The sequence below is a fragment of the Pseudomonas shirazensis genome, from assembly GCF_014268785.2.
Classification (GTDB): Bacteria; Pseudomonadota; Gammaproteobacteria; order Pseudomonadales; family Pseudomonadaceae; genus Aquipseudomonas; species Aquipseudomonas shirazensis.
Genome location: NZ_JABWRD020000001.1, coordinates 1,728,320 through 1,750,722 on the forward strand (window position 1 = coordinate 1,728,320; position 22,403 = coordinate 1,750,722).

The 22,403-nt window shown below is 61.7% G+C and carries 20 protein-coding genes; 11 read left to right on the forward strand and 9 right to left on the reverse strand.

The features are described from left to right. Positions 1–25: 25 nt before the first annotated feature. From cysG to ftsK, 6 genes are all read right to left on the reverse strand, one after another. Entirely contained in the window at positions 26–1,414 is a 1,389-nt protein-coding gene (cysG, locus tag HU736_RS07905) for a siroheme synthase CysG (RefSeq protein WP_186698896.1), read from the reverse strand. After that, a complete protein-coding gene (serS, locus tag HU736_RS07910; protein ID WP_101320823.1) occupies positions 1,415–2,695 on the reverse strand; it encodes a serine--tRNA ligase in 1,281 nt (426 codons plus the stop codon). 28 nt (positions 2,696–2,723) lie between these two features. After that, positions 2,724–3,098, reverse strand: coding sequence for a fluoride efflux transporter CrcB (crcB, locus tag HU736_RS07915; RefSeq protein ID WP_186698894.1), 375 nt, complete (start codon positions 3,096–3,098; stop codon positions 2,724–2,726). After that, positions 3,095–4,420, reverse strand: coding sequence for a replication-associated recombination protein A (locus HU736_RS07920; RefSeq protein ID WP_101320827.1), 1,326 nt, complete (start codon positions 4,418–4,420; stop codon positions 3,095–3,097). Before HU736_RS07920 ends, crcB begins: the two co-directional genes overlap by 4 nt. Before the next feature lie 12 nt (positions 4,421–4,432). Beyond that, positions 4,433–5,056, reverse strand: coding sequence for an outer membrane lipoprotein periplasmic chaperone LolA (gene lolA / locus HU736_RS07925; protein WP_103437877.1), 624 nt, complete (start codon positions 5,054–5,056; stop codon positions 4,433–4,435). A gap of 62 nt (positions 5,057–5,118) precedes the next feature. Further along, positions 5,119–7,485 (reverse strand): DNA translocase FtsK, encoded by a 2,367-nt coding sequence (ftsK, locus tag HU736_RS07930; protein WP_186699299.1) that lies wholly within the window; start codon positions 7,483–7,485, stop codon positions 5,119–5,121. Between the two features lie 402 nt (positions 7,486–7,887). Here ftsK and aat point away from each other — a divergent pair, with 402 nt between their 5' ends. From aat to infA, 3 genes are all read left to right on the forward strand, one after another. Beyond that, positions 7,888–8,568, forward strand: a complete 681-nt coding sequence (gene aat / locus HU736_RS07935; RefSeq protein WP_186698892.1) for a leucyl/phenylalanyl-tRNA--protein transferase — start codon at positions 7,888–7,890, stop codon at positions 8,566–8,568. 55 nt (positions 8,569–8,623) lie between these two features. Continuing rightward, a complete protein-coding gene (locus HU736_RS07940; RefSeq protein WP_103437879.1) occupies positions 8,624–9,331 on the forward strand; it encodes an arginyltransferase in 708 nt (235 codons plus the stop codon). A gap of 102 nt (positions 9,332–9,433) precedes the next feature. Continuing rightward, positions 9,434–9,652, forward strand: a complete 219-nt coding sequence (gene infA / locus HU736_RS07945) for a translation initiation factor IF-1 (RefSeq protein ID WP_002553999.1) — start codon at positions 9,434–9,436, stop codon at positions 9,650–9,652. A gap of 87 nt (positions 9,653–9,739) precedes the next feature. Here the strand turns inward: infA and clpA are convergent, their stop codons facing one another. Together clpA and clpS are read right to left on the reverse strand one after the other, a co-directional pair. Beyond that, on the reverse strand, positions 9,740–12,010 hold the full coding sequence (gene clpA / locus HU736_RS07950) for an ATP-dependent Clp protease ATP-binding subunit ClpA (RefSeq protein ID WP_101320837.1): 2,271 nt from the start codon (positions 12,008–12,010) through the stop codon (positions 9,740–9,742). Positions 12,011–12,040: 30 nt separating this feature from the next. After that, positions 12,041–12,403, reverse strand: a complete 363-nt coding sequence (clpS, locus tag HU736_RS07955; RefSeq protein ID WP_101320839.1) for an ATP-dependent Clp protease adapter ClpS — start codon at positions 12,401–12,403, stop codon at positions 12,041–12,043. Between the two features lie 228 nt (positions 12,404–12,631). Here clpS and cspD point away from each other — a divergent pair, with 228 nt between their 5' ends. Beyond that, complete coding sequence (gene cspD, locus HU736_RS07960; RefSeq protein ID WP_186698890.1) at positions 12,632–12,892, forward strand: cold shock domain-containing protein CspD; 261 nt, start codon at positions 12,632–12,634, stop codon at positions 12,890–12,892. 68 nt (positions 12,893–12,960) lie between these two features. On the opposite strand, the gene icd is transcribed toward cspD, so the two are convergent. After that, positions 12,961–14,217, reverse strand: coding sequence for an NADP-dependent isocitrate dehydrogenase (icd, locus tag HU736_RS07965; RefSeq protein ID WP_186698888.1), 1,257 nt, complete (start codon positions 14,215–14,217; stop codon positions 12,961–12,963). 427 nt (positions 14,218–14,644) lie between these two features. Between icd and HU736_RS07970 the strand changes: the two genes are divergently transcribed. The 7 genes from HU736_RS07970 to HU736_RS08000 all read left to right on the forward strand — a co-directional run bounded on the left by HU736_RS07970 (position 14,645) and on the right by HU736_RS08000 (position 22,395). Beyond that, complete coding sequence (locus HU736_RS07970; RefSeq protein WP_186698886.1) at positions 14,645–16,870, forward strand: NADP-dependent isocitrate dehydrogenase; 2,226 nt, start codon at positions 14,645–14,647, stop codon at positions 16,868–16,870. A gap of 67 nt (positions 16,871–16,937) precedes the next feature. After that, on the forward strand, positions 16,938–17,378 hold the full coding sequence (locus HU736_RS07975) for an NUDIX hydrolase (protein WP_101320845.1): 441 nt from the start codon (positions 16,938–16,940) through the stop codon (positions 17,376–17,378). A 56-nt stretch (positions 17,379–17,434) separates the two neighbouring features. Beyond that, on the forward strand, positions 17,435–18,559 hold the full coding sequence (gene mnmA / locus HU736_RS07980; RefSeq protein ID WP_186698884.1) for a tRNA 2-thiouridine(34) synthase MnmA: 1,125 nt from the start codon (positions 17,435–17,437) through the stop codon (positions 18,557–18,559). Next, complete coding sequence (gene hflD / locus HU736_RS07985; protein ID WP_101320849.1) at positions 18,556–19,182, forward strand: high frequency lysogenization protein HflD; 627 nt, start codon at positions 18,556–18,558, stop codon at positions 19,180–19,182. Before mnmA ends, hflD begins: the two co-directional genes overlap by 4 nt. 167 nt (positions 19,183–19,349) lie before the next feature. Then, positions 19,350–20,720 carry an adenylosuccinate lyase gene (gene purB, locus HU736_RS07990; RefSeq protein ID WP_101320851.1) on the forward strand — a complete coding sequence of 457 codons (1,371 nt, stop codon included), beginning with the start codon at positions 19,350–19,352 and terminating at the stop codon, positions 20,718–20,720. Between the two features lie 81 nt (positions 20,721–20,801). Continuing rightward, a complete protein-coding gene (locus HU736_RS07995; RefSeq protein ID WP_186698882.1) occupies positions 20,802–21,968 on the forward strand; it encodes a ribosomal protein uL16 3-hydroxylase in 1,167 nt (388 codons plus the stop codon). After that, positions 21,961–22,395: a GNAT family N-acetyltransferase gene (locus tag HU736_RS08000; protein ID WP_103437885.1), complete on the forward strand. Its 435-nt coding sequence runs from the start codon at positions 21,961–21,963 to the stop codon at positions 22,393–22,395. Before HU736_RS07995 ends, HU736_RS08000 begins: the two co-directional genes overlap by 8 nt. Positions 22,396–22,403 lie beyond the last annotated feature (8 nt).

Below are 22,403 nucleotides of genomic sequence, written 5' to 3' on the forward strand. Positions count from 1 at the left end.
GAGTTTTCAAACATAGCAGCGCAGCTTAGTCCTGAGTGCCTTCGAACCAAGCCAGCTTCTCGCGCAACTGCACTACCTCACCCACGATCACCAGGGTCGGCGCATGCACTTCATGCTCAGCCACCATCGCCGGCAGATCTGCCAACGTGCCGGTGAACACTCGTTGATTACGCGTGGTGCCCTGCTGCACCAAGGCCGCTGGCGTAGTCGCCGCACGGCCATGGCGAATCAGTTCGGCGCAAATCGTCGGCAAGCCGACCAGGCCCATGTAGAACACCAGAGTCTGCCCAGGTGAAACCAGATCGTGCCACGGCAGGTTGCTGCTACCGTCCTTCAGGTGACCGGTAACGAAGCGCACTGACTGCGCGTAATCACGGTGAGTCAGCGGAATCCCGGCGTACGCCGAGCAACCGCTGGCAGCGGTGATGCCTGGGACTACCTGAAACGGAATACCATGCTCGGCCAGCTCCTCGATCTCTTCGCCACCGCGGCCGAAGATGAACGGGTCGCCGCCCTTGAGCCGCAATACGCGCTTGCCCTGCAAGGCCAGCTCAACCAGCAGCTGATTGATCTGCTCCTGCGGCACCGAGTGATCGGCGCGGCGCTTGCCGACGTAGATCCGCTCAGCATCGCGCCGGCACATGTCGATGATCGCCGGTGCCACCAAGCGGTCGTACAGCACCACATCGGCCTGCTGCATCAGGCGCAAGGCACGAAAGGTCAGCAGGTCCGGATCACCCGGGCCAGCCCCCACCAGATACACCTCACCGCCCTGCTGCACCGGTGCGCCGTCGACCATCGCTTGCAACAAACGCTCGGCTTCAGCGCTCTGCCCGGCCAGCTGACGCTCGGCAATCGGGCCCTGGAACACCGTCTCCCAGAAGCCGCGGCGCTGATTGACGTCCGGGTACAGCGATTTCACCTGATGGCGAAACCGCGCGGCAAGCCCGGCCAGTTCCCCATAGGCCGCCGGAATCCAGGCTTCCAGCTTGGCCCGGATCAGCCGCGCCAACACCGGCGCATCGCCGCCACTGGACACTGCTACCACCAACGGCGAGCGATCGACGATGGCCGGGAAGATCACCGTACACAGGGCCGGCGCATCGACCACGTTGACCGGCAGGCTGCGTGCCTGAGCTTCGGCCGACACCTGAGCATTGAGCTGCGGATCGTCGGTGGCAGCGATCACCAGCCGGCACCCTTCCAGGTCCGTGACCTGGTAGCCACGCACCAGTACCTCGCCGCCGGTTGCCTCGGTCAAGCTGATCAGCTGGCTGTCGATTTGCGGCGCCACCACGCGCAGCGCGGCGCCGGCATCGGCCAGCAAGCGCGCCTTGCGCAGGGCGATTTCGCCACCGCCGACGACCAGTACCCGGCCGCCCCGCAACTTGTGAAACAGCGGCAGGTAATCCATTTAACCGATGACCTCGACGCCGCCCATGTACGGCTTGAGTACTTCCGGCACACGGATCGAACCGTCGGCCTGCTGGTAGTTCTCGAGTACCGCGACCAGGGTACGACCTACCGCCAGGCCGGAGCCGTTGAGAGTGTGCACCAGCTCGGGTTTGCCGGTTTCCGGGTTGCGCCAGCGCGCCTGCATGCGGCGCGCCTGGAAGTCGCCACAGTTGGAGCACGAGCTGATCTCGCGGAACTTGTCCTGGCTCGGCACCCACACTTCCAGGTCATAGGTCTTGACCGCACTGAAGCCCATGTCGCCGGTGCACAGGGCCAATACCCGGTACGGCAGCTCCAGCAGTTGCAGGACGCGCTCGGCGTTGGCGGTCAGGCCTTCCAACGCTTCCATCGACTTGCTCGGCTCGACGATCTGGACCATTTCGACCTTGTCGAATTGGTGCTGACGGATCATGCCGCGGGTATCGCGGCCCGACGCACCGGCTTCGCTGCGGAAGCACGGTGTGTGCGCAACGAACTTGATCGGCATTTGCTTGGCGTCGAGGATTTCGCCGGCAACGATGTTGGTCAGCGAAACTTCGGCGGTCGGGATCAAATAGAAGTCAGCTTCGCCTTCGCGACTGATCTTGAACAGGTCTTCCTCGAACTTCGGCAGCTGGCCGGTGCCCTGCAAGGCAGGCGCCTGCACCAGGTACGGGGTATAGGCCTCTTCGTAGCCGTGCTCGCTGGTGTGCAGGTTGATCATGAACTGCGCCAGGGCGCGGTGCAGGCGGGCGATCGGTCCACGCAGCAGGGCAAAGCGCGCGCCGGAGAGCTTGGCCGCGGTCTCGAAGTCCAGGCCACCGCTGATTTCACCCAGGGCAACGTGGTCTTTGACCTCGAAGTCGAAGGCACGCGGGGTGCCCCAGCGGCGCACTTCGACGTTGCCGTCTTCATCGGCACCGACCGGCACGCTGGCGTCCGGCAGGTTGGGGATGGTCAGCAGAATGCCGTCCAGCTCAGCCTGGATCTCGTCCAGCTCGGTCTTGCCAGCCGCCAGTTCGTTGGCCATGCGCTCGACATCAGCCATCAGCGGCGCGATGTCTTCGCCCTTGGCTTTGGCCTGGCCGATCGACTTGGAACGGGCGTTACGCTCAGCCTGCAGCTGTTCGGTACGGGTCTGCACCGCCTTGCGGCGCTCTTCCAGTGATTCGATGCGCGCGACATCCAGGCTAAAGCCACGGGAGGCCAGGCGATCCGCCACTTCCTGAAGTTGGCCGCGTAACAGTTTGGCATCGAGCATATCGTTCTCTCGTTATAGGTGTGTTGGTTCAGAATTTGGTTAGCGACAGGCCGGCCCAGGTGGCAAGCAACCCGCCGCATACGCTAATAGCGGTATAGCCCAGGGCCAGAGGTATCTGGCCGTTTTCCAGCAGGCGCACGGTATCGAGCGAAAATGACGAAAACGTGGTCAGCCCGCCGAGAAAACCGACGATCAAACCAGCGCGTAGCTCGACCGGGACCATCGGTTTGTACAGAAACAGCCCGTACAGCAGGCCGATCAGCAAGCAGCCGACCAGATTGACCGCCAGCGTACCGAGATAGAAGTGCCGTGGCCAGTGGGAGCTGACCCAGTTGCTGGTGGCAAACCGCAGCAGGGTGCCGGCGACGCCGCCGGCACTGACGGCCGCAATCAAGGCAATCATGGTTTTCTCCGCTGGCGAGGGCTGTTGCGATCGAGCTCGGCGAGGTGGCGCAGCTTCTCGCCGATCTTCAGTTCCAGGCCGCGTGGCACGGGTTGATAGTAAGGTCGTGGTTCGAGCTGGTCCGGGAAATAGTCTTCGCCTGCAGCGTAGGCATCCGGCTCATCGTGGGCGTAGCGGTATTCTTCGCCGTAGCCCAGTTGCTTCATCAATTTGGTCGGCGCATTGCGCAGGTGCAACGGCACTTCCAGCGAGCCGTGCTCGGCTGCTTCGCGCATGGCCGCCTTGAAGCCCATGTACACCGCGTTGCTCTTCGGCGCACAGGCGATGTAGGTGATGGCCTGGGCCACTGCCAGCTCGCCTTCCGGGCTGCCGAGGCGCTCCTGCACGTCCCACGCCGACAGGCACAGGCTCAGCGCCCGCGGGTCGGCGTTGCCGATGTCTTCGCTGGCCATGCGCACCACGCGCCGGGCGATGTACAGCGGGTCGCAGCCACCATCGAGCATGCGCGCGTACCAGTACAGCGCGCCATCCGGGTTGGAGCCGCGCACTGACTTGTGCAGCGCCGATATCTGGTCGTAGAACGCCTCGCCGCCCTTGTCGAAGCGCCGGCGGCTGTCGCCGAGCAGGCTCTGCAGCAGATCAACGCCGATATCAGCGCCGTCTTCGGCCAGGTCCGAGGCGTTCTCGAGGAAGTTGAGCATGCGCCGGCCGTCACCGTCGGCAGCGGCCATGAGCATCTTGAAGGCTTCATCGCCCACCGTCAGCTGACGCTTGCCCAGGCCGCGCTCTTCGCTGAGGGCGCGATTGACCAATTTTCGCAACGCATCCTCATCCAGGCTTTTGAGCACATAGACGCGCGCCCGCGAGAGCAAGGCGTTGTTCAATTCGAATGAGGGATTCTCGGTGGTCGCACCGATAAAAATCAGCGTGCCGTCTTCAACGAACGGCAGAAATGCATCCTGCTGCGACTTGTTGAAGCGGTGCACTTCATCGACGAACAGGATGGTCCGCCGGCCGTATTGAGCAGCCTGCTGCTTGGCCACCTCAACCGCCTGGCGGATCTCCTTGACACCAGCCAATACTGCCGAGACCGTTTCGAAGTGGGCATCACAGAACTGCGCCAGCAGCCGCGCCAGGGTGGTCTTGCCAACCCCCGGCGGGCCCCAGAAAATCATCGAGTGCAGCGCCCCCTGCTCCAGCGCCTCGCGCAGCGGCTTGCCGCGCGCCAGCAGGTGCTCCTGGCCTACATACTCGTCCAGGTTGGACGGACGCAGCCGGGCAGCCAGTGGCTGCGAGACGGGTTCACTACGAAACAGGTCCATGACGGCCTCTGATTATTCCTGGATGACGTCCGCGCCTTGCGGTACATCGAACTTGAACTTGTTAGCCGGCACCGGCTGGTTGGCCTTGACCGCAGTGAACAGGATGTTGGTGCGCTGGCCAACGCTGTCAATCAATTGCATGTCGTTGATCAGACCCTTGCGGAAGGAGATGCGCAGGGAATCGAACAGGGTGTCCTTGGTTTTTGGCTTGAGGGTGAAGTCCATCACCTCGCCTTGTTCCTTGGAGGTGATATCGAAGCTCTGGCTGATCTTGGAGACATCACCGGACAGCAGCAGCGCCGGGGTCTGGTTCAGGCGCACATCGAGCTTTTTTACCGTGGCCTGTTCCAGGTCCGGGTCCCACAGGGTGACCTTCTGACCATCGGACACCACTACCTGCTCCTGCGGCGCATCGGTGTGCCAGTAGAACAGGCCCGGGCGCTTGACGGTCATCTCGCCTGCAGTTTCCTGCAGGCTGGTGCCGCCGGCATCCAGGGTCAACTGGGAGAACCTGGCTTCGATGGTCTGCGACTTCTCGAGCAGATCGGTCAGGCGCCTCACATCGTTCTCGCCGGCATGCGCCGACAGGGTGCCCAGAGCCAGGGCGGAAACCAACAGCATGCGAATCGCGCGCATGGAAATCCTCGTTGAACAGTAGATGGGCCGGGCGCCGTGATTGGCGCCCGGCAGGGTGATGATCAATCGCGTGGGCCGCCCGGCGCAATCACTTCGCGCGAGCCGTTGGTGTTCATGGCGGTGACTACCCCGGCCATTTCCATCGACTCGATCATCCGCGCGGCGCGGTTGTAGCCGATTTTCAGCTTACGCTGCACGGCCGAGATCGAGGCGCGGCGGCTTTCAAGTACGAACTGCACGGCTTCGTCATACAGGGCGTCGGTTTCGGCATCGTCATCACCGCCACCGCTGCTGCCTTCAAAGCCGCTGCCGGCCTCTTCGACACCGTTGAGGATGTCGTCGTTGTAGTCCGGCGCGCCACGCAGCTTCCACGCTTCCACCACGCGGTGGACTTCTTCGTCGGAGACGAACGCACCGTGCACGCGGATCGGCAGGCTGGTACCCGGCGGCATGTAGAGCATGTCACCGTGACCCAGCAACTGCTCGGCGCCGCCCTGGTCGATGATGGTCCGCGAGTCGATCTTGCTCGACACCTGGAACGCCATACGGGTCGGGATATTGGCCTTGATCAGGCCGGTGATGACGTCAACCGATGGCCGTTGGGTAGCGAGGATCAGGTGAATACCCGCCGCCCGCGCCTTCTGCGCGATACGGGCGATCAGTTCTTCCACCTTCTTGCCGACGATCATCATCATGTCGGCGAACTCGTCGACCACCACGACGATGGTCGGCAGGGTTTTCAGGGTTGGCGGCTCGTCATCCATGCTCTCGCGACGGTACAACGGGTCATGAATGACCTCGCCAGCCTCCTGGGCATCCTTGATCTTGCGGTTGAAGCCGGCCAGGTTCCGTACGCCCATGGCCGCCATCAGCTTGTAGCGGCGCTCCATTTCGGCAACGCTCCAGCGCAGGGCGTTGGCTGCGTCCTTCATGTCGGTAACGACCGGGCAGAGCAGGTGCGGAATGCCTTCGTAGATCGACAGCTCGAGCATTTTCGGGTCGATCATGATCAAGCGGGCGTCTTCCGGGCCGGACTTGAACAGGATCGACAGGATCATGGCGTTGACCCCCACCGACTTACCCGAGCCGGTGGTACCGGCCACCAGCAAGTGCGGCATCTTGGCCAGGTCGGTGATCACCGGCTTGCCGCCGATGTCATGACCCAGGGCCAATGCTACTGGCGACTTGGCGTCATCGTACTGGGACGACGACAGCACTTCGGAGAAGCGCACCATCTGCCGGTTCTCGTTGGGGATCTCGATACCGACGGTGGTCTTGCCGGGGATAACCTCGACCACCCGCACGCTGGTCACAGCCAGGGAACGGGCCAGATCCTTGGCCAGGTTGGCGATACGGCTGACCTTGACCCCGGCTGCCGGCTGGATCTCGTAACGAGTGATCACCGGGCCAGGATGGATCGAGTCAACCGAGACCTCGACACCAAACTCCTTGAGCTTGATTTCCAGCAGATGGCCAACACCGGCCAGAGACTCTGGCGAGTATTCGATTTTCTTTTCTTCTGCCGGATCGAGGATCGAGATCGGCGGCAGAGTGCCTTCGACGGCGCTGTCGACGAACAGCGGCGTCTGTTTTTCCTTGAGGATGCGTTTGCTCGGCTCCGGCGCCTTGACCGGGGTTGGCATGATCACCGGCGCCGGCTGCTGGACGCGCTGGGCAACGTGCTTGGTCAGCGCGTCGTCACGCTCGATGATGCGTTCGCGCGCCTTGAGCTGCTCGCGCTTGTCGGCCACCACCGGCGCTACGACCGTGTCGACCTGCTCGTCGACCTCACGCAGCTGCGCCACCAGGCGTTTGCGCTCGTTGCGCGCTTCCCACCAGCGATTGGCCGCACCTTGCACCAGCTCGAACAGGTCGAGGGTGATCTTGCCGGTCATGTCCATGACCTTGAACCAGGACAGATCGGTGAACACCGTCAGGCCGAACAGGAACAGGGCAATGAACATCAGCGTGCTGCCCTGCACATTCAACAGGCTGCGGGCCAGGTCGCCGAGGCTCTCGCCCAGCGCGCCGCCGGCCGAGAACGGCAGACTTGCCGACGGGTGGAAATGGATATGGGCCAAGGCTGCGCCCGACAACACCAGAAACACCAGACCAATCAGCCGCCACGAGAACAACCAGCCACTCCACTGCCACGGCTGATGACGCTCACGGAAGATCTGCCAGGTCTTGATCCCCAGCAGCAACGGGAAGATATAGGCGAAGTAGCCCAGCACCATGAACAGAATGTCGGCGAAATACGCGCCAGCGCGGCCAGCCGCGTTCTGCACCTGATCGACATTGCTGGTGTGAGTGAAGCCTGGGTCGGCGGTGTCGTAGGTCAGCAGCGCCATCCACAGGTACAGGCACAGCGCGCCGACGGCGATCAGCGCACCTTCCTTGAGGCGATAATGCAACTGCTGGCGCCACATCGGTACCGGCAGAGGGGGCGGAGTTGCGGTGGATTTCTTCAAAACGCGTCTATTCCTGCGCTTGCTGCGCGTCCAGTAGTGATCGACCCGATGTCCGGTCAATGAACCCGTACTTTTAACATTACTGCCCGCCAGCCGCCATGGCGGCGCGCCGGATGGGCGCGAACGGTGAGCAAACTTTCATGGGTGCAATTTGAGCACGCATTGCCTTGCGTGACAAAGGCTTATGCTGTGTTTTTGCACAGGTGTGACAACAAAGCCTCGGGTTGGTGCCGATTGCCTGAAAAATCTGCTGGCAATTGCCTTGGCGAGCGTCAGCGCTGCGGGTTGGCGTTGGATTGACCTGCTGACGAGGGCGGGCCATGCTGTCAGCCCTCCCCTCCCCCACTGCACATGATGCCCATGCTGACCTGGCTGACCCGCGACTCGCTGACCTTTCCGCCCCTGACAAAGGCTCTGCAGGAGCCCAACGGATTACTTGCCGCTGGCGGCGACCTGAGCCCTGAGCGCCTGGTTCAGGCCTATCGGCATGGCTGCTTTCCGTGGTTTCAGGATGGTCAGCCCATTCTCTGGTGGTCACCCGACCCACGCACGGTGTTGTTCCCCGACGAGCTGCACGTGTCACGCTCGCTGGCCAAGCTGATCCGCCAGCAGCGTTACCAGGTCAGTTTCGATACTGACTTCGAAACGGTAATCGCCGCTTGTGCAGCGCCACGCGACTACGCCGACGGCACCTGGATCACCGACCCCATGCGCGCCGCCTACTGCGAGCTGCACCGGCGCGGCTTCGCCCACTCGGTTGAAGTGCGCGAGAACGGCGAGCTGGTTGGCGGCCTGTACGGCCTGGCCATGGGTCGGCTGTTTTTTGGCGAGTCGATGTTCAGCCGCGCCGACAATGCCTCCAAGGTCGGCTTCGTGACCCTGGTCGAGCATCTGCGCGCGGCTGGTTTCGTTCTGATCGACTGCCAGATGCCCACCAACCACCTGCACAGCCTAGGCGCTCGCGCAATCAGCCGCGAAAGCTTTGCCGAGCACCTCGCACGCCATCTCGACCAGCCCGTCGAGGTCAGCTGGGTTCGCTAGGCGAGTTTGCCCAGCTGGCTTACACTTAGGACTACGTCTTGCCGAGGGGTCGATCATGACAGAGTTGGCGCGGTTGAAGTTCTATGCCACTCAGCCCCACTCCTGCAGCTACCTGCCTGATGAGCAGGCCACCACGCTGTTCCTCGACCCTAGCCAGCCGATGGACGTCGATGTGTATGCCGACCTCTCCGAAATGGGCTTTCGCCGCAGTGGCGACCACCTGTATCGCCCGCATTGCCAAAACTGCAATGCCTGCGTGCCAGCGCGCATCCCCGTCGCCCGCTTCATCCCCAACCGCCAGCAGCGGCGTATCCTCAAGCGCAACAGCGATCTGCAGGTGACTGCCGCCCGGCCGTCGTTCAAAGAAGAATATTTCGACCTTTATCGGCGCTACATCGAGCAGCGCCACAGCGACGGCGACATGTATCCGCCCAGTCGGGATCAGTTTTCCACCTTTCTGGTGCGCGATCTGCCATTCTGCTGGTTCTATGAGTTTCGTCTGCATGGACGGCTGCTTGCGGTGGCGGTATGCGATATGCTGCCCAACGGGCTGTCGGCGGTGTACACCTTCTACGAGCCGGATGAAGAACGCCGCAGCCTGGGGCGCTTCGCCATTCTCTGGCAGATCAGCGATGCACTGCGCCAGAACCTTGAGGCGGTGTACCTTGGCTACTGGATCAAGAATTGCAAAAAGATGAGCTACAAGACCCAGTATCGCCCCATCGAACTGCTGATCAACCAACGTTGGGTCAGCCTCAATTGAAAGCATTGGCTTGAAATACTCTTTTCGGGCATAATCCACGCCACTTTTTTGCCCGGTGCAGTTGCGCGTCGGGCCTACACTGGATACCGAGGGCTTTACTGCATGTCGAAAGAAGACAGCTTCGAAATGGAAGGCACTGTCGTCGACACCCTGCCCAACACCATGTTCCGCGTGGAGTTGGAAAATGGGCACGTCGTAACCGCGCATATCTCCGGAAAAATGCGCAAGAACTACATCCGTATTCTCACTGGCGACAAGGTTCGCGTCGAACTGACGCCTTATGACCTGAGCAAGGGCCGCATCACTTACCGCGCTCGTTAAGCTCCAGCCATGAAAAAGCCCGGCCAATGTGCCGGGCTTTTTTGTGGCCAAAGAAAAAGGGCCGCCGAGGCGGCCCACTCTGCTCGATCACGCCACTTCGGCAGTGGTCTCGAAGTCGAACACCAACTCGCCATCACGTAGCTCGATGTGCACCACGCCGCCATGCTCGGCCAGCTCACCGAACAGAATCTCTTCAGCCAAGGGCCGCTTGATCTTGTCCTGGATAAGCCGTGCCATCGGCCGGGCACCCATCTGCACGTCATAGCCGCTGGCAGCCAGCCAGCCACGTGCCTCGTCACTGACCTCAAGCAGTACACGCTTGTCTTCCAGCTGAGCCTGCAGTTCGATAAGGAACTTGTCGACGATGCTTTTGATCGTCTCGTGGCTCAGGCGACCGAACTGGATGATGGTATCCAGGCGGTTGCGGAATTCCGGCGTGAAGCTCTTGCGAATGACTTCCATCGCATCCGACGCATGGTCCTGATGGGTAAAGCCAATGGAAGCCCGCGCGGCAGTTTCGGCGCCGGCGTTGGTGGTCATGATCAGAATCACGTTGCGGAAATCCGCCTTGCGCCCGTTGTTGTCGGTCAGGGTACCGTGGTCCATCACCTGCAGCAGCAGGTTGAAGACTTCCGGGTGGGCCTTCTCGATCTCGTCGAGCAGCAGTACGCAGTGCGGCTGCTTGGTGATTGCCTCGGTGAGCAAGCCACCTTGGTCGAAACCGACATAGCCTGGCGGCGCACCGATCAGGCGCGACACAGTGTGCCGTTCCATGTATTCGGACATGTCGAAGCGCACCAGCTCAACGCCCAGCGCCTTGGCCAGCTGACGCGCAGCCTCGGTTTTGCCGACGCCGGTAGGGCCAGCGAACAGGAACGAGCCTACGGGCTTGTCCGGGGCCTTGAGGCCGGCTCGCGACAGCTTGATCGCAGTCGACAGCGAGTCGATCGCTGGATCCTGACCAAATACAGTCAGTTTCAGGTCGCGCTCCAGGTTACGCAGCAGCTCCTTGTCGGAGCTGGACACGTGCTTTGGCGGAATCCGAGCGATTTTCGCGACGATATCTTCGACCTGCGCGACTTCGATGCGCTTGACCCGATTGGCCTCCGGCTGCAGACGCTGGTAGGCACCCGCCTCGTCGATCACGTCGATGGCCTTGTCCGGCATATGCCGGTCATTGATATAACGCGCAGCCAGCTCGGCAGCGGCGCGCAGGGCCTCGTCGCTGTACTCGATGTGGTGATGCGACTCGAAGCGGCCTTTCAGCCCACGCAGGATACCCACGGTGTCTTCCACCGACGGCTCCGACACATCGACCTTCTGGAAGCGCCGCGCCAAGGCCCGGTCCTTCTCGAAGATGCCACGAAATTCCTGGAAGGTAGTCGAGCCGATGCAGCGTATATCACCTGACGAGAGCAGTGGCTTGAGCAGGTTGGACGCATCCATTACCCCGCCCGAGGCCGCCCCAGCACCGATGATGGTGTGGATCTCATCGATGAACAGGATCGCCTGCGGACGTTTTTTCAGCTCACCAAGCAGCGCCTTGAAGCGCTTCTCGAAATCGCCACGGTACTTGGTCCCGGCCAGCAGTGCGCCGAGATCGAGCGAATAGACCACGCTCTGCGCCAGCAGATCAGGCACCTGACCGTCGACGATACGTTTGGCCAGGCCTTCGGCGATGGCCGTCTTGCCGACGCCCGCTTCACCGACCAGCAACGGGTTGTTCTTGCGCCGGCGAGCGAGAATCTGCGCTACGCGCTCGACTTCTTGCTCACGACCCACCAACGGATCGATACGACCCTGACGCGCCTGCTCGTTGAGGTTGCTGGCATAGGTATCCAGCGGATTGCTCGAGGACGACGTTTCGCCACCCTCTTCATCCTGCATATCCTGGTCGCTGTCGGCGCTCGGCCCATGGCCTGGCACCTTGGAAATGCCGTGGGCAATGAAGTTGACCACGTCGATACGGGCCACGCTCTGCTGCTTGAGCAGAAACACGGCCTGACTTTCCTGCTCGCTGAAGATAGCCACCAGCACATTGGCGCCGGTCACTTCACGCTTGCCCGAACTCTGCACATGGAACACCGCGCGTTGCAGCACGCGCTGGAAGCCCAGGGTTGGCTGGGTTTCGCGGTCTTCGTCGTGCACCGGAATCAGGGGGGTAGTGGAGTCGATGAACTCTTGCAGGTCGTGCTTGAGCTTGTCGAGATTGGCGCCACAGGCGCGTAGAACGGTTGCGGCCGCCTCATTGTCTAGGAGTGCCAACAGCAGATGTTCGACGGTCATGAACTCATGACGCTTCGAACGGGCCTCCTTGAAGGCCAGATTGAGGGTGACTTCGAGCTCGCGGTTTAACATAGCTTCACCTCATACCCAAGTGGTCGGCGATTAACCGTCCTTCTCGATTTCACAGAGTAGCGGATGCTGGCTCTCCCGGGCGTATTGGTTGACCTGCGTCGCCTTCGTTTCGGCGATATCGCGGGTAAACAATCCGCATACTGCCCGCCCTTCGGTATGGACGGTCAGCATGATCTTGGTCGCCAGCTCGCGGTTCAAACTAAAGAACGTCTCGAGCACTTCGACGACGAAATCCATTGGCGTGTAGTCATCGTTGAATAAAACCACCTTGTACATGGGTGGCGCCTGCAGGATCGGCTTGGCTTCTTGAACAGCCAGACCGGAGCCATCGTCCTCGTTGGTCTGAGGACCATCCTGATTGAATGTTAGTCGAATCTGACTGTGTGCATGCATGGAAAGAATTTCATCACATCGACAAGTTAAGGTTGTGGGTTGACCGCATAGGGCTGGCGCCGGCGCAGGCGCCGCATGACCTTGACTATCGGCAAAACGGTGTTACAACCAATAGAACCCACCGTGGGCGATAAAGATCCGCGCAGTCAACCAGATTTTTCGCAAGGTTCGTATGCGGATACGTGGATGATACTCCAGTGATGGAGTCCTTTGCAGAGGGACATAGGGATGACAAGCGGTAAAGTCAAGTGGTTCAACAATGCCAAGGGCTACGGGTTCGTCAACGAAGACGGCAAGACTGAAGACCTCTTTGCCCACTATTCGGCCATCGTAATGGACGGATACAAGACGCTGAAGGCAGGCCAGCTGGTCAAGTTCGACATCATCCAGGGCCCCAAGGGCCTGCACGCGGTGAACATCAGCGACGCCAAAGCCGAGGTCACAAGTTCAGCAGATCCGGCGACTGAACGCACGAAGGCCACTGCCTGACCATTTGCCTGCCGCTGAGATGTGAACGGGCCGATCGCCTCTTGAACGAGGCGATCGGTTTTTCGTGTCTACATGTGTTTGATCATCTCATCGCCAAAACCTGAGCTACCCACCAGCGTAGCGCCGTCCATCAGGCGCTCGAAATCATAGGTAACGGTTTTCGCCGCAATTGCGCCGTTGGTGCCTTTGATGATCAGGTCGGCAGCCTCGGTCCAGCCAATATGCCGCAGCATCATTTCGGCTGAGAGGATAACCGACCCCGGGTTGACCTTGTCCTGGCCAGCATACTTGGGCGCGGTACCGTGCGTCGCTTCGAACATTGCCACGGTATCCGACAGGTTCGCCCCAGGCGCGATGCCAATCCCGCCCACTTCTGCCGCCAGCGCATCGGACAGGTAGTCACCGTTCAGGTTGAGCGTGGCAATCACATCATACTCTGCCGGGCGCAGCAGGATCTGCTGCAGCATGGCATCGGCGATCGCATCCTTGACCACCACCTTCTTGCCACTCTTGGGGTTGGTGAACTGCATCCAGGGCCCGCCATCGAGCAACTCGGCGCCGAACTCTTCCTTGGCCACCTCGTAGCCCCAGTCCTTGAACGCGCCCTCGGTGAATTTCATGATGTTGCCCTTGTGGACCAGGGTCAGCGACTCGCGGTCATTGTCGACCACATACTGCAAGGCCTTGCGCACCAGGCGCTTGGTGCCTTCCTTGGAGACCGGTTTGACGCCGATGCCGCAGTCCTGGTCGAAGCGGATCTTGGTGACGCCCATTTCCTCCTTGAGAAACTTGATCACTTTGATGGCTTCGGGCGAACCGGCCTTCCACTCGATGCCGGCATAAATGTCTTCGGAGTTTTCCCGGAAGATCACCATGTCGACGTCTCCCGGCTTTTTCACCGGACTCGGCACGCCCTCGAACCACACCACCGGGCGCAGACACACATACAGGTCAAGCTGTTGGCGCAGGGCCACGTTCAGCGAGCGGATGCCGCCGCCGACCGGCGTGGTCAGCGGGCCTTTGATCGACACCACGTATTCTTTGACTGCGTCGAGGGTCTCTTGCGGCAGCCAGGTGTCCTGGTCATACACCTGCGTAGCTTTTTCACCGGCATAGACCTCCATCCAGGCGATCTTGCGCTTGCCGGCGTAGGCCTTGTGCACCGCGGCATCGACTACCTTGATCATCACCGGGGAAACATCGACCCCGATGCCATCGCCTTCGATATAAGGAATGATCGGATTGTCGGGCACATTGAGCGAATGGTCGGCATTAACGGTGATCCTGGCGCCGTCGGTCGGCACCGTGATTTTCTGGTATCCCATGCTTGCACTACTCCGGAGTCGGGTGTGGTTGGACATCATGCGATCCAATCAGCCTAAACCACATCTGCCGACCTGCAAGGCCGGGCTTGCACCTGCGGCAATCCACCACATTGCAGGTAAGTCTTTGGTCTTATAAATGCGCTGATACCACTTGGCCTTGCTGATTAGCCCAAAGGGTTTGGTATACTCCGGCCCTGACCGTAAGGTCATGGGGGCGAATCCCCGGAAATCGCGGCTTGCCCCCGGCCCTCGAAGGCCACAAAGTCTGGGCTGTTACCGCATCCCAGCCGCTTGACGCTCGACTGATGCATCCACCATCACCGCTCGTAGCCTCTCGACCTTTTGCCCATGGCGCGCCGTGGGCGATGCGCCTACCCAGCGCACCCCGAGACTCGAGTACGCTCAGCAAAACAGAGAGTTAACCCGCATGCCCACCCGCTCTAAGATCATCTATACCTTCACCGACGAAGCCCCTGCCCTCGCCACCTATTCGCTGCTGCCGATCGTCGAAGCGTTCACCGCCTCGGCTGACATCGCCGTCGAAACTCGCGACATCTCCCTGGCTGGCCGTATCCTTGCGGCATTCCCGGAGCAACTCGGCGCAGACAAGCAGGTAAGCGATCATCTGGCGGAGCTGGGCCAACTGGCCACCACCCCTGAAGCCAACATCATCAAGCTGCCGAACATCTCGGCCTCGGTGCCTCAGCTCAAGGCTGCGATCAAGGAACTGCAAGCCAAGGGTTACGCCATCCCTGACTACGCTGACGAGCCTGCCAGCGCTGCCGAAAAAGAATCCCGCGCGCGCTACGACCGCATCAAGGGCAGCGCCGTGAACCCGGTACTGCGCGAAGGCAACTCCGACCGCCGCGCGCCGCTTTCGGTCAAGAACTACGCTCGCAAGCACCCGCACAAAATGGGCGCCTGGGCTTCCGATTCGAAATCGCACGTGGCCCACATGAGCCAAGGCGACTTCTACGGCAGCGAAAAAGCCGCACTGATCGAAGCTGACGACAGCCTGCGCATCGAACTGCTGGACAAGAACGGCGCAACTACCGTTCTGAAGGAAAAAACCGCTGTCAAAGCCGCAGAAGTCGTTGACTGCGCGACCATGAGCCGCAAAGCCCTGAAAGCCTTCATCGCCGAGCAGATCGCAGATGCAAAGGCCAGCGGCGTACTGCTTTCGGTGCACTTGAAAGCAACCATGATGAAGGTTTCCGACCCGATCATGTTCGGCGTCATCGTCGAAGAGTTCTACGGTGAAGTGCTGGCCAAGCACGCTGCAGCGCTGGCCGACATCGGTTTCAATGCCAACAACGGCATCGGCGACCTGTACGCCCGCATCAAGGACCTGCCAGCTGACCAGCAAGCGCAGATCGAAGCCGACATCCAGGCCCTGTACGCCGTACGTCCAGCCCTGGCCATGGTCAACTCCGACAAAGGCATCACCAACCTGCACGTGCCGAGCGACGTAATCGTCGACGCCTCGATGCCGGCCATGATCCGTGACTCGGGCAAGATGTGGAACACTGCAGGCGAGCTGCAAGACGCCAAGGCCGTGATCCCGGACCGCTGCTACGCCGGTATCTACCAGGCTGCCATCGAAGACTGCAAGGTCAACGGCGCCTTCGATCCGACCACCATGGGCAGCGTACCGAACGTTGGCCTGATGGCGCAGAAAGCCGAAGAGTACGGCTCCCACGACAAGACCTTCGAAATCAAGGCCGATGGCGTCGTGCGCGTCGTTGATGGCAAAGGCAACGTGGTTCTGCAACAGAACGTCGAAGCCGGCGACATCTTCCGCATGTGCCAGACCAAAGACGCGCCGATCCAGGACTGGGTCAAGCTGGCCGTCAACCGTGCCCGCCTGAGCGGTACCCCAGCGGTGTTCTGGCTCGACCCGGAACGCGCCCACGACGGCGTGATGATCGAGAAAGTCCAGAAGTACCTGAAAGACCACGACACCACTGGCCTGGACATTCGCGTCCTGCCGCCGGTCGAGGCGATCAAGTTCTCCCTGGCCCGTATCCGCGAAGGCAAGGACACCATCTCGGTGACCGGCAACGTTCTGCGCGACTACCTGACCGACCTGTTCCCGATCATGGAGCTGGGCACCAGCGCCAAGATGCTGTCGATCGTGCCGCTGATGAACGGCGGTGGCCTGTTCGAAACCGGCGCTGGCGGTTCGGCACCCAAGCACGTGCAGCAGCTGGTCGAAGAGAACTTCCTGCGTTGGGATTCGCTGGGTGAATTCCTCGCTCTGGCGGCCTCGCTCGAGCACCTGGGCGACACTTACGCCAACCCACGTGCCAAGGTTCTGGCCAACACCCTGGACCAGGCTACCGGCAAGTTCCTCGACAACAACAAGTCGCCTTCGCGCAAGGTTGGCGGTATCGACAACCGCGGTAGCCACTTCTACCTGACCCTGTACTGGGCTCAGGCCCTGGCTGCGCAGAGCGACGACGCTGCGCTGCAAGCGCGCTTCGCCCCGCTGGCCAAGACCCTGACCGAGAACGAAGCGACCATCGTCGCCGAACTCAACGCCGTACAGGGCAAGCCAGTCGACATCGGTGGCTACTATGCCCCGGATGCCGAGCTGACCGCCAAGGTGATGCGTCCAAGCCAGACCCTCAACAACGCGATTGCTGCGCTGTAAGGTTCGCTTGAAGTAACCCCACAAACCCCGGCCACGCACCGGGGTTTGTGCTTTTCAGGATTCCACTATGACCTGGCACCCCCACATCACCGTAGCCACCGTGGTCGAAGACCAGGGCCGCTTCCTCTTCGTCGAGGAATTCAAAGCCGGCCAGCACGTCTTCAACCAACCGGCCGGCCACCTCGAGCCCAACGAAACCCTGCAGCAGGCCGCCCTGCGCGAAACCCTCGAAGAAACCGCCTGGGACGTCGAACTGACCGGCGTGGTGGGCATCTACCTGTACACCGCCCCCAGTAACGGCGTCACCTACCAACGCATCTGCTTCGCTGCTCGCCCCGTCCGGCACCATCCGCAACGCGCCCTCGACAGCGATATAACCCGCGCGCTGTGGATGACCCGCGCCGAGCTGCTGGCCGAGCCACAACGCTGGCGCAGCGAGCTGGTGCCGCGCTGCATCGACGACTACCTGGCAGGCCCGCTGCACAGCCTCGCCTTGCTGCGCGACTGACGCGCACGAGCGGGCCTGATAGAATCGACCTTTTTCCCTGATACACATCGGTAGCCATGACCAGCCCAGCACTTAAAGACCCCGCCAAGACCCGCGTCATCGTCGGCATGTCCGGCGGCGTCGACTCTTCCGTATCCGCCCTTCTGCTGATCGAGCAGGGCTACCAGGTGGAAGGTCTGTTCATGAAAAACTGGGAAGAGGACGACGGCACCGACTACTGCACCGCCCGCGAAGACCTGGCCGACGCCCAGGCCGTGTGCGATCGCATTGGCATCAAGCTGCACACGGCCAACTTTGCCGCCGAGTACTGGGACAACGTGTTCGAGCACTTCCTTGAAGAGTACAAGGCTGGGCGCACGCCAAACCCGGACATCCTCTGCAACCGCGAGATCAAGTTCAAAGCCTTCCTCGACTACGCGCTGTCGCTCGGTGCCGACCTGATCGCCACCGGTCACTATGTACGCCGGCGCGACACCGGCGAGCTGACCGAGCTGCTCAAGGGCCTGGACCCGAACAAGGACCAGAGCTACTTCCTGCATGCCGTCGGCGGCAAGGAAATCGCCCGCACCCTGTTCCCGGTCGGCGAGCTGGAAAAACCCGAAGTGCGCGCCATCGCCGAGAAACATGGCCTGGCGACTGCCAAGAAAAAGGATTCCACCGGCATCTGCTTCATTGGCGAACGACGCTTCAGCGACTTCCTCAAGCAGTACCTGCCGGCCCAGCCGGGCAACATCGAAACCACCGAAGGTGAAGTCATCGGTCGCCACCACGGCCTGATGTACCACACCATCGGCCAGCGCCAGGGCCTGGGCATCGGCGGCCTCAAGGACGCCGGTGACGACCCGTGGTACGTGCTGGTCAAGGACCTCGCCCGCAACGTGCTGGTGGTCGGCCAGGGCAACGAGCACCCATGGTTGTTCTCCCGCGCCCTGCTCGCCTCGGACATCTTCTGGGTCAACCCGATCGACCTCGCCACCCCGCGCCGCCTCACGGCCAAGGTGCGCTATCGCCAAGGCGACCAGAGCTGCACTCTGGAACGCACCGAAAGCGGCTACCGCGCCGTGTTCGACGAGCCGCAACGTGCGGTCACCCCCGGCCAGTCGGTGGTTTTCTACGATGGCGAGGTGTGCCTGGGCGGCGGCGTGATCGAGACTGCCGAGCCGTGGAGCCCGCGCCCATGAGCAACCTGCACGAGCAGTTGATTGCCCTGGGCGGCGTGTTTCAGGCTGCGGTGCTGGTCGACAAGCTGGCACGCACCGGCCAGTCCAATGACGCCGAGCTTGGCTGCATGCTTGGCAGCCTGCTGGTGATGGACCCCAAGGACACCCTAGAGGTGTTCGGTGGTGATGACCTGAACCTGCGCGACGGTTACCGCGCCCTGGTCGGCGCACTCGAGCGCGAGCCCAGCAGCCTGCAGCGCGAGCCGCTGCGCTATGCCCTGTCGATGCTCGGCCTCGAGCGCCAGCTGGCCAAACGTGGCGACCTGCTGGAAACCATCGGCAACCGCCTGCCGCAAATCCAGGGTCAGGCCGATCACTTCGGCCTGACCCACGAGAATGTCATCGCTTCCAGTGGCGCCTTGTATCAGGACACCCTGAGTACCTTGCGCCAGCGCATTCAGGTGCATGGCGACATGCGCTTCCTGCAGCAAGCCAGCAACGCCTCGAAGATCCGCGCACTGCTGCTGGCCGGGATCCGCGCCGCACGCCTGTGGCGCCAGCTTGGCGGGCACCGCTGGCAGCTGGTATTCAGCCGGCGCAAATTGCTCAACGAGCTGTACGGCATGATGCGCACCAATTCCTGAATGCCGCGCACTCCCGCCTTGCGCGCCCCCTGTAGGAGCGGCCTCGTGTCGCGAAAGGGCTGCGATAAGCATCAAACGGGCTCGACCTTTGGTCAGCCACCCGACCTCGGCGCATTTTTCATGTATGATATGCGCCCTCCAAAAGCCTGACTGTCCGAGAACACCCCATGCAGCTTTCCTCGCTCACTGCGGTTTCCCCTGTAGACGGCCGCTACGCCGGCAAAACCCAGGCCTTGCGCCCTATTTTCAGCGAATACGGCCTGATCCGTTTCCGCGCCTTGGTCGAAGTGCGCTGGCTGCAACGCCTGGCCGCTCACCCGCAAATCGGTGAAGTGCCGGCATTCTCGGCCGAGGCCAACGCCGTTCTCGATACCCTGGCCAGCGATTTCCAGCTGGCCCACGCCGAGCGCGTCAAGGAAATCGAACGCACCACCAACCACGACGTCAAGGCCATCGAGTACCTGCTCAAGGAGCAGGCTGCACAACTGCCTGAGCTGGCCAACGTCAGCGAGTTCATCCACTTCGCCTGCACCAGCGAGGACATCAACAACCTGTCCCACGCGCTTATGCTGCGCGCGGGCCGTGATGACGTACTGCTGCCGCTGATGCGCCAGATCGCCGAAGCGATCCGCGCGCTTGCCCACCAACATGCCGACGTGCCGATGCTGTCGCGCACCCACGGCCAGCCAGCCTCGCCGACCACCCTGGGCAAAGAGATGGCCAACGTCGTCTACCGCCTCGAGCGCCAAATTGCGCAAGTCGCTGCCGTGCCGCTGATGGGCAAGGTCAACGGCGCCGTCGGTAACTACAACGCGCACCTGTCGGCCTACCCGCAGATCGACTGGGAAGAAAACGCCCGCGCCTTCATCGAAGACGAGTTGGGCCTGCAGTTCAACCCGTACACTACCCAGATCGAGCCGCACGACTACATTGCCGAGCTGTTCGACGCGATCGCCCGCTTCAACACCATCCTGATCGACTTCGACCGGGACATCTGGGGCTACATCTCGCTGGGCTACTTCAAGCAGCGCACCGTTGCCGGTGAAATCGGCTCGTCGACCATGCCGCACAAGGTCAACCCGATCGACTTCGAAAACTCCGAAGGCAACCTCGGTATCGCCAACGCCCTGTTCCAGCACCTGGCCAGCAAACTGCCGGTTTCGCGCTGGCAGCGTGACCTGACCGACTCCACCGTGCTGCGCAACCTGGGCGTGGGCTTCGCTCACAGCGTTATCGCCTACGAAGCCAGCCTGAAGGGCATCAGCAAGCTGGAAGTCAACACCCAGCGCATCGCTGCTGACCTGGACGCCTGCTGGGAAGTGCTAGCCGAGCCGATCCAGACCGTCATGCGCCGCTTCAACATCGAAAACCCCTACGAGAAGCTCAAAGAGCTGACCCGTGGCAAAGGCATCACCCCTGAGGCGCTGCTGACCTTCATCGATGGCCTGGACATGCCAGCCGATGCCAAGGCCGAGCTCAAGCAGCTGACTCCTGCGACCTACATAGGTAACGCAGTAGCGCAGGCCAAACGTATCTAAGATTACGCCTGCGTCTGACGCCCGGCCTAGCCGGGCGTTTTTATTCCCGGACGAAAATTACGTTTTTTCAATAGGTTGAACATGAATTCTGATACTCCACTTCAGCTGCTTGGCGGTTTGACTGCTCGCGAGTTCCTGCGTGACTACTGGCAGAAGAAGCCATTGCTGGTACGCCAGGCATTCACCGACTTCGAAAGCCCGATCGACCCTGACGAGCTGGCTGGCCTGGCCCTGGAAGAGGAAGTCGAATCGCGCCTGGTCCTCGAACACGGTGAACGCCCGTGGGAGCTGCGTCGCGGCCCGTTCACCGAGGACGACTTCGCCACCCTGCCAGAGCGCGACTGGACCCTGCTGGTGCAAGCGGTCGACCAGTTCGTGCCAGAAGTGGCCGAACTGCTGGAAAGCTTCCGCTTCCTGCCAAGCTGGCGCATCGACGATGTGATGATCAGCTATGCCGCACCCGGCGGCAGCGTTGGCCCGCACTTCGACAACTACGACGTGTTCCTGCTGCAGGGCCACGGTACCCGCAACTGGAAAGTCGGCCAGATGTGCGACAGCGACAGCAAGCTGCTCGAGCACGCCGACCTGCGCATCCTGGCTGACTTCGAGCAGACCGACGAGTGGCGCCTGGAGCCGGGTGACATGCTCTACCTGCCACCACGCCTGGCCCACTTCGGCGTTGCCGAAGACAACTGCCTGACCTACTCGGTCGGTTTCCGCGCGCCAAGCGCTGCTGAAGTGCTGACCCACTTCACCGACTTCCTCACCCAGTTCCTGCCGGACGAAGAGCGCTACAGCGACGCCGACGCCCAGCCGGTCAGCGACCCGCACCAGATCCAGCACGACGCTCTGGACCGCCTCAAGGCGCTGCTGGCCGAGCACATGGGTGACGAGCGCCTGCTGCTGACCTGGTTCGGCCAGTTCATGACCGAGCCACGCTACCCTGAGCAGGTCGCCGGCGAGCCGCTCAAGGAAGAAGAGCTGATCGACAGCCTGGAACAAGGCGCTATTCTTATTCGTAACCCAAGCGCACGCCTGGCCTGGTCGGAAGTCGATGACAACCTGCTGCTGTTCGCCAGCGGCCAGAGCCGTCTGCTCTCGGGTCACCTGCGCGATCTGCTGAAGATGATCTGCGCCGCCGATGCGCTGCACATCGAAAACCTGGGCCAGTGGCTCAAGGATGAAGAAGGTCTGACCCTGGTCTGCCAGCTGGTCGAACAAGGAAGTCTGGGTTTTGCCAATGAATAGAATCAGCGTTCGGCTTGCCGATTGGATCAAGGACAACAGTGACATCCGCCACATCCGCGATGCGGTGTTCGTTGCCGAGCAGCACATTCCGCCTGAGCTGGAATTTGACGCCGAAGACCCCCAGGCTGTGCATTTCCTGGCCCTCGAGGGTGACTACCCGATCGGCACCGCGCGCTTGCTGGCAGACGGCACCATCGGCCGCATCTCGGTGCTCAAGGACTGGCGCGGGCTGAAAGTGGGCGACGCACTGATGCATGCGGTGATCGCCGAAGCCCAGGCTCGCGACCTCAAGCAACAGACCTTGAGCGCCCAGGTGCATGCCACACCGTTCTACGAGCGGCTGGGCTTCAAGGTGGTCAGCGAGGAGTTCCTCGAGGCCGGCATCCCCCATGTGGAGATGGTGCGCGAGTCCTGCGACCTGGCCTGAGCAATCTC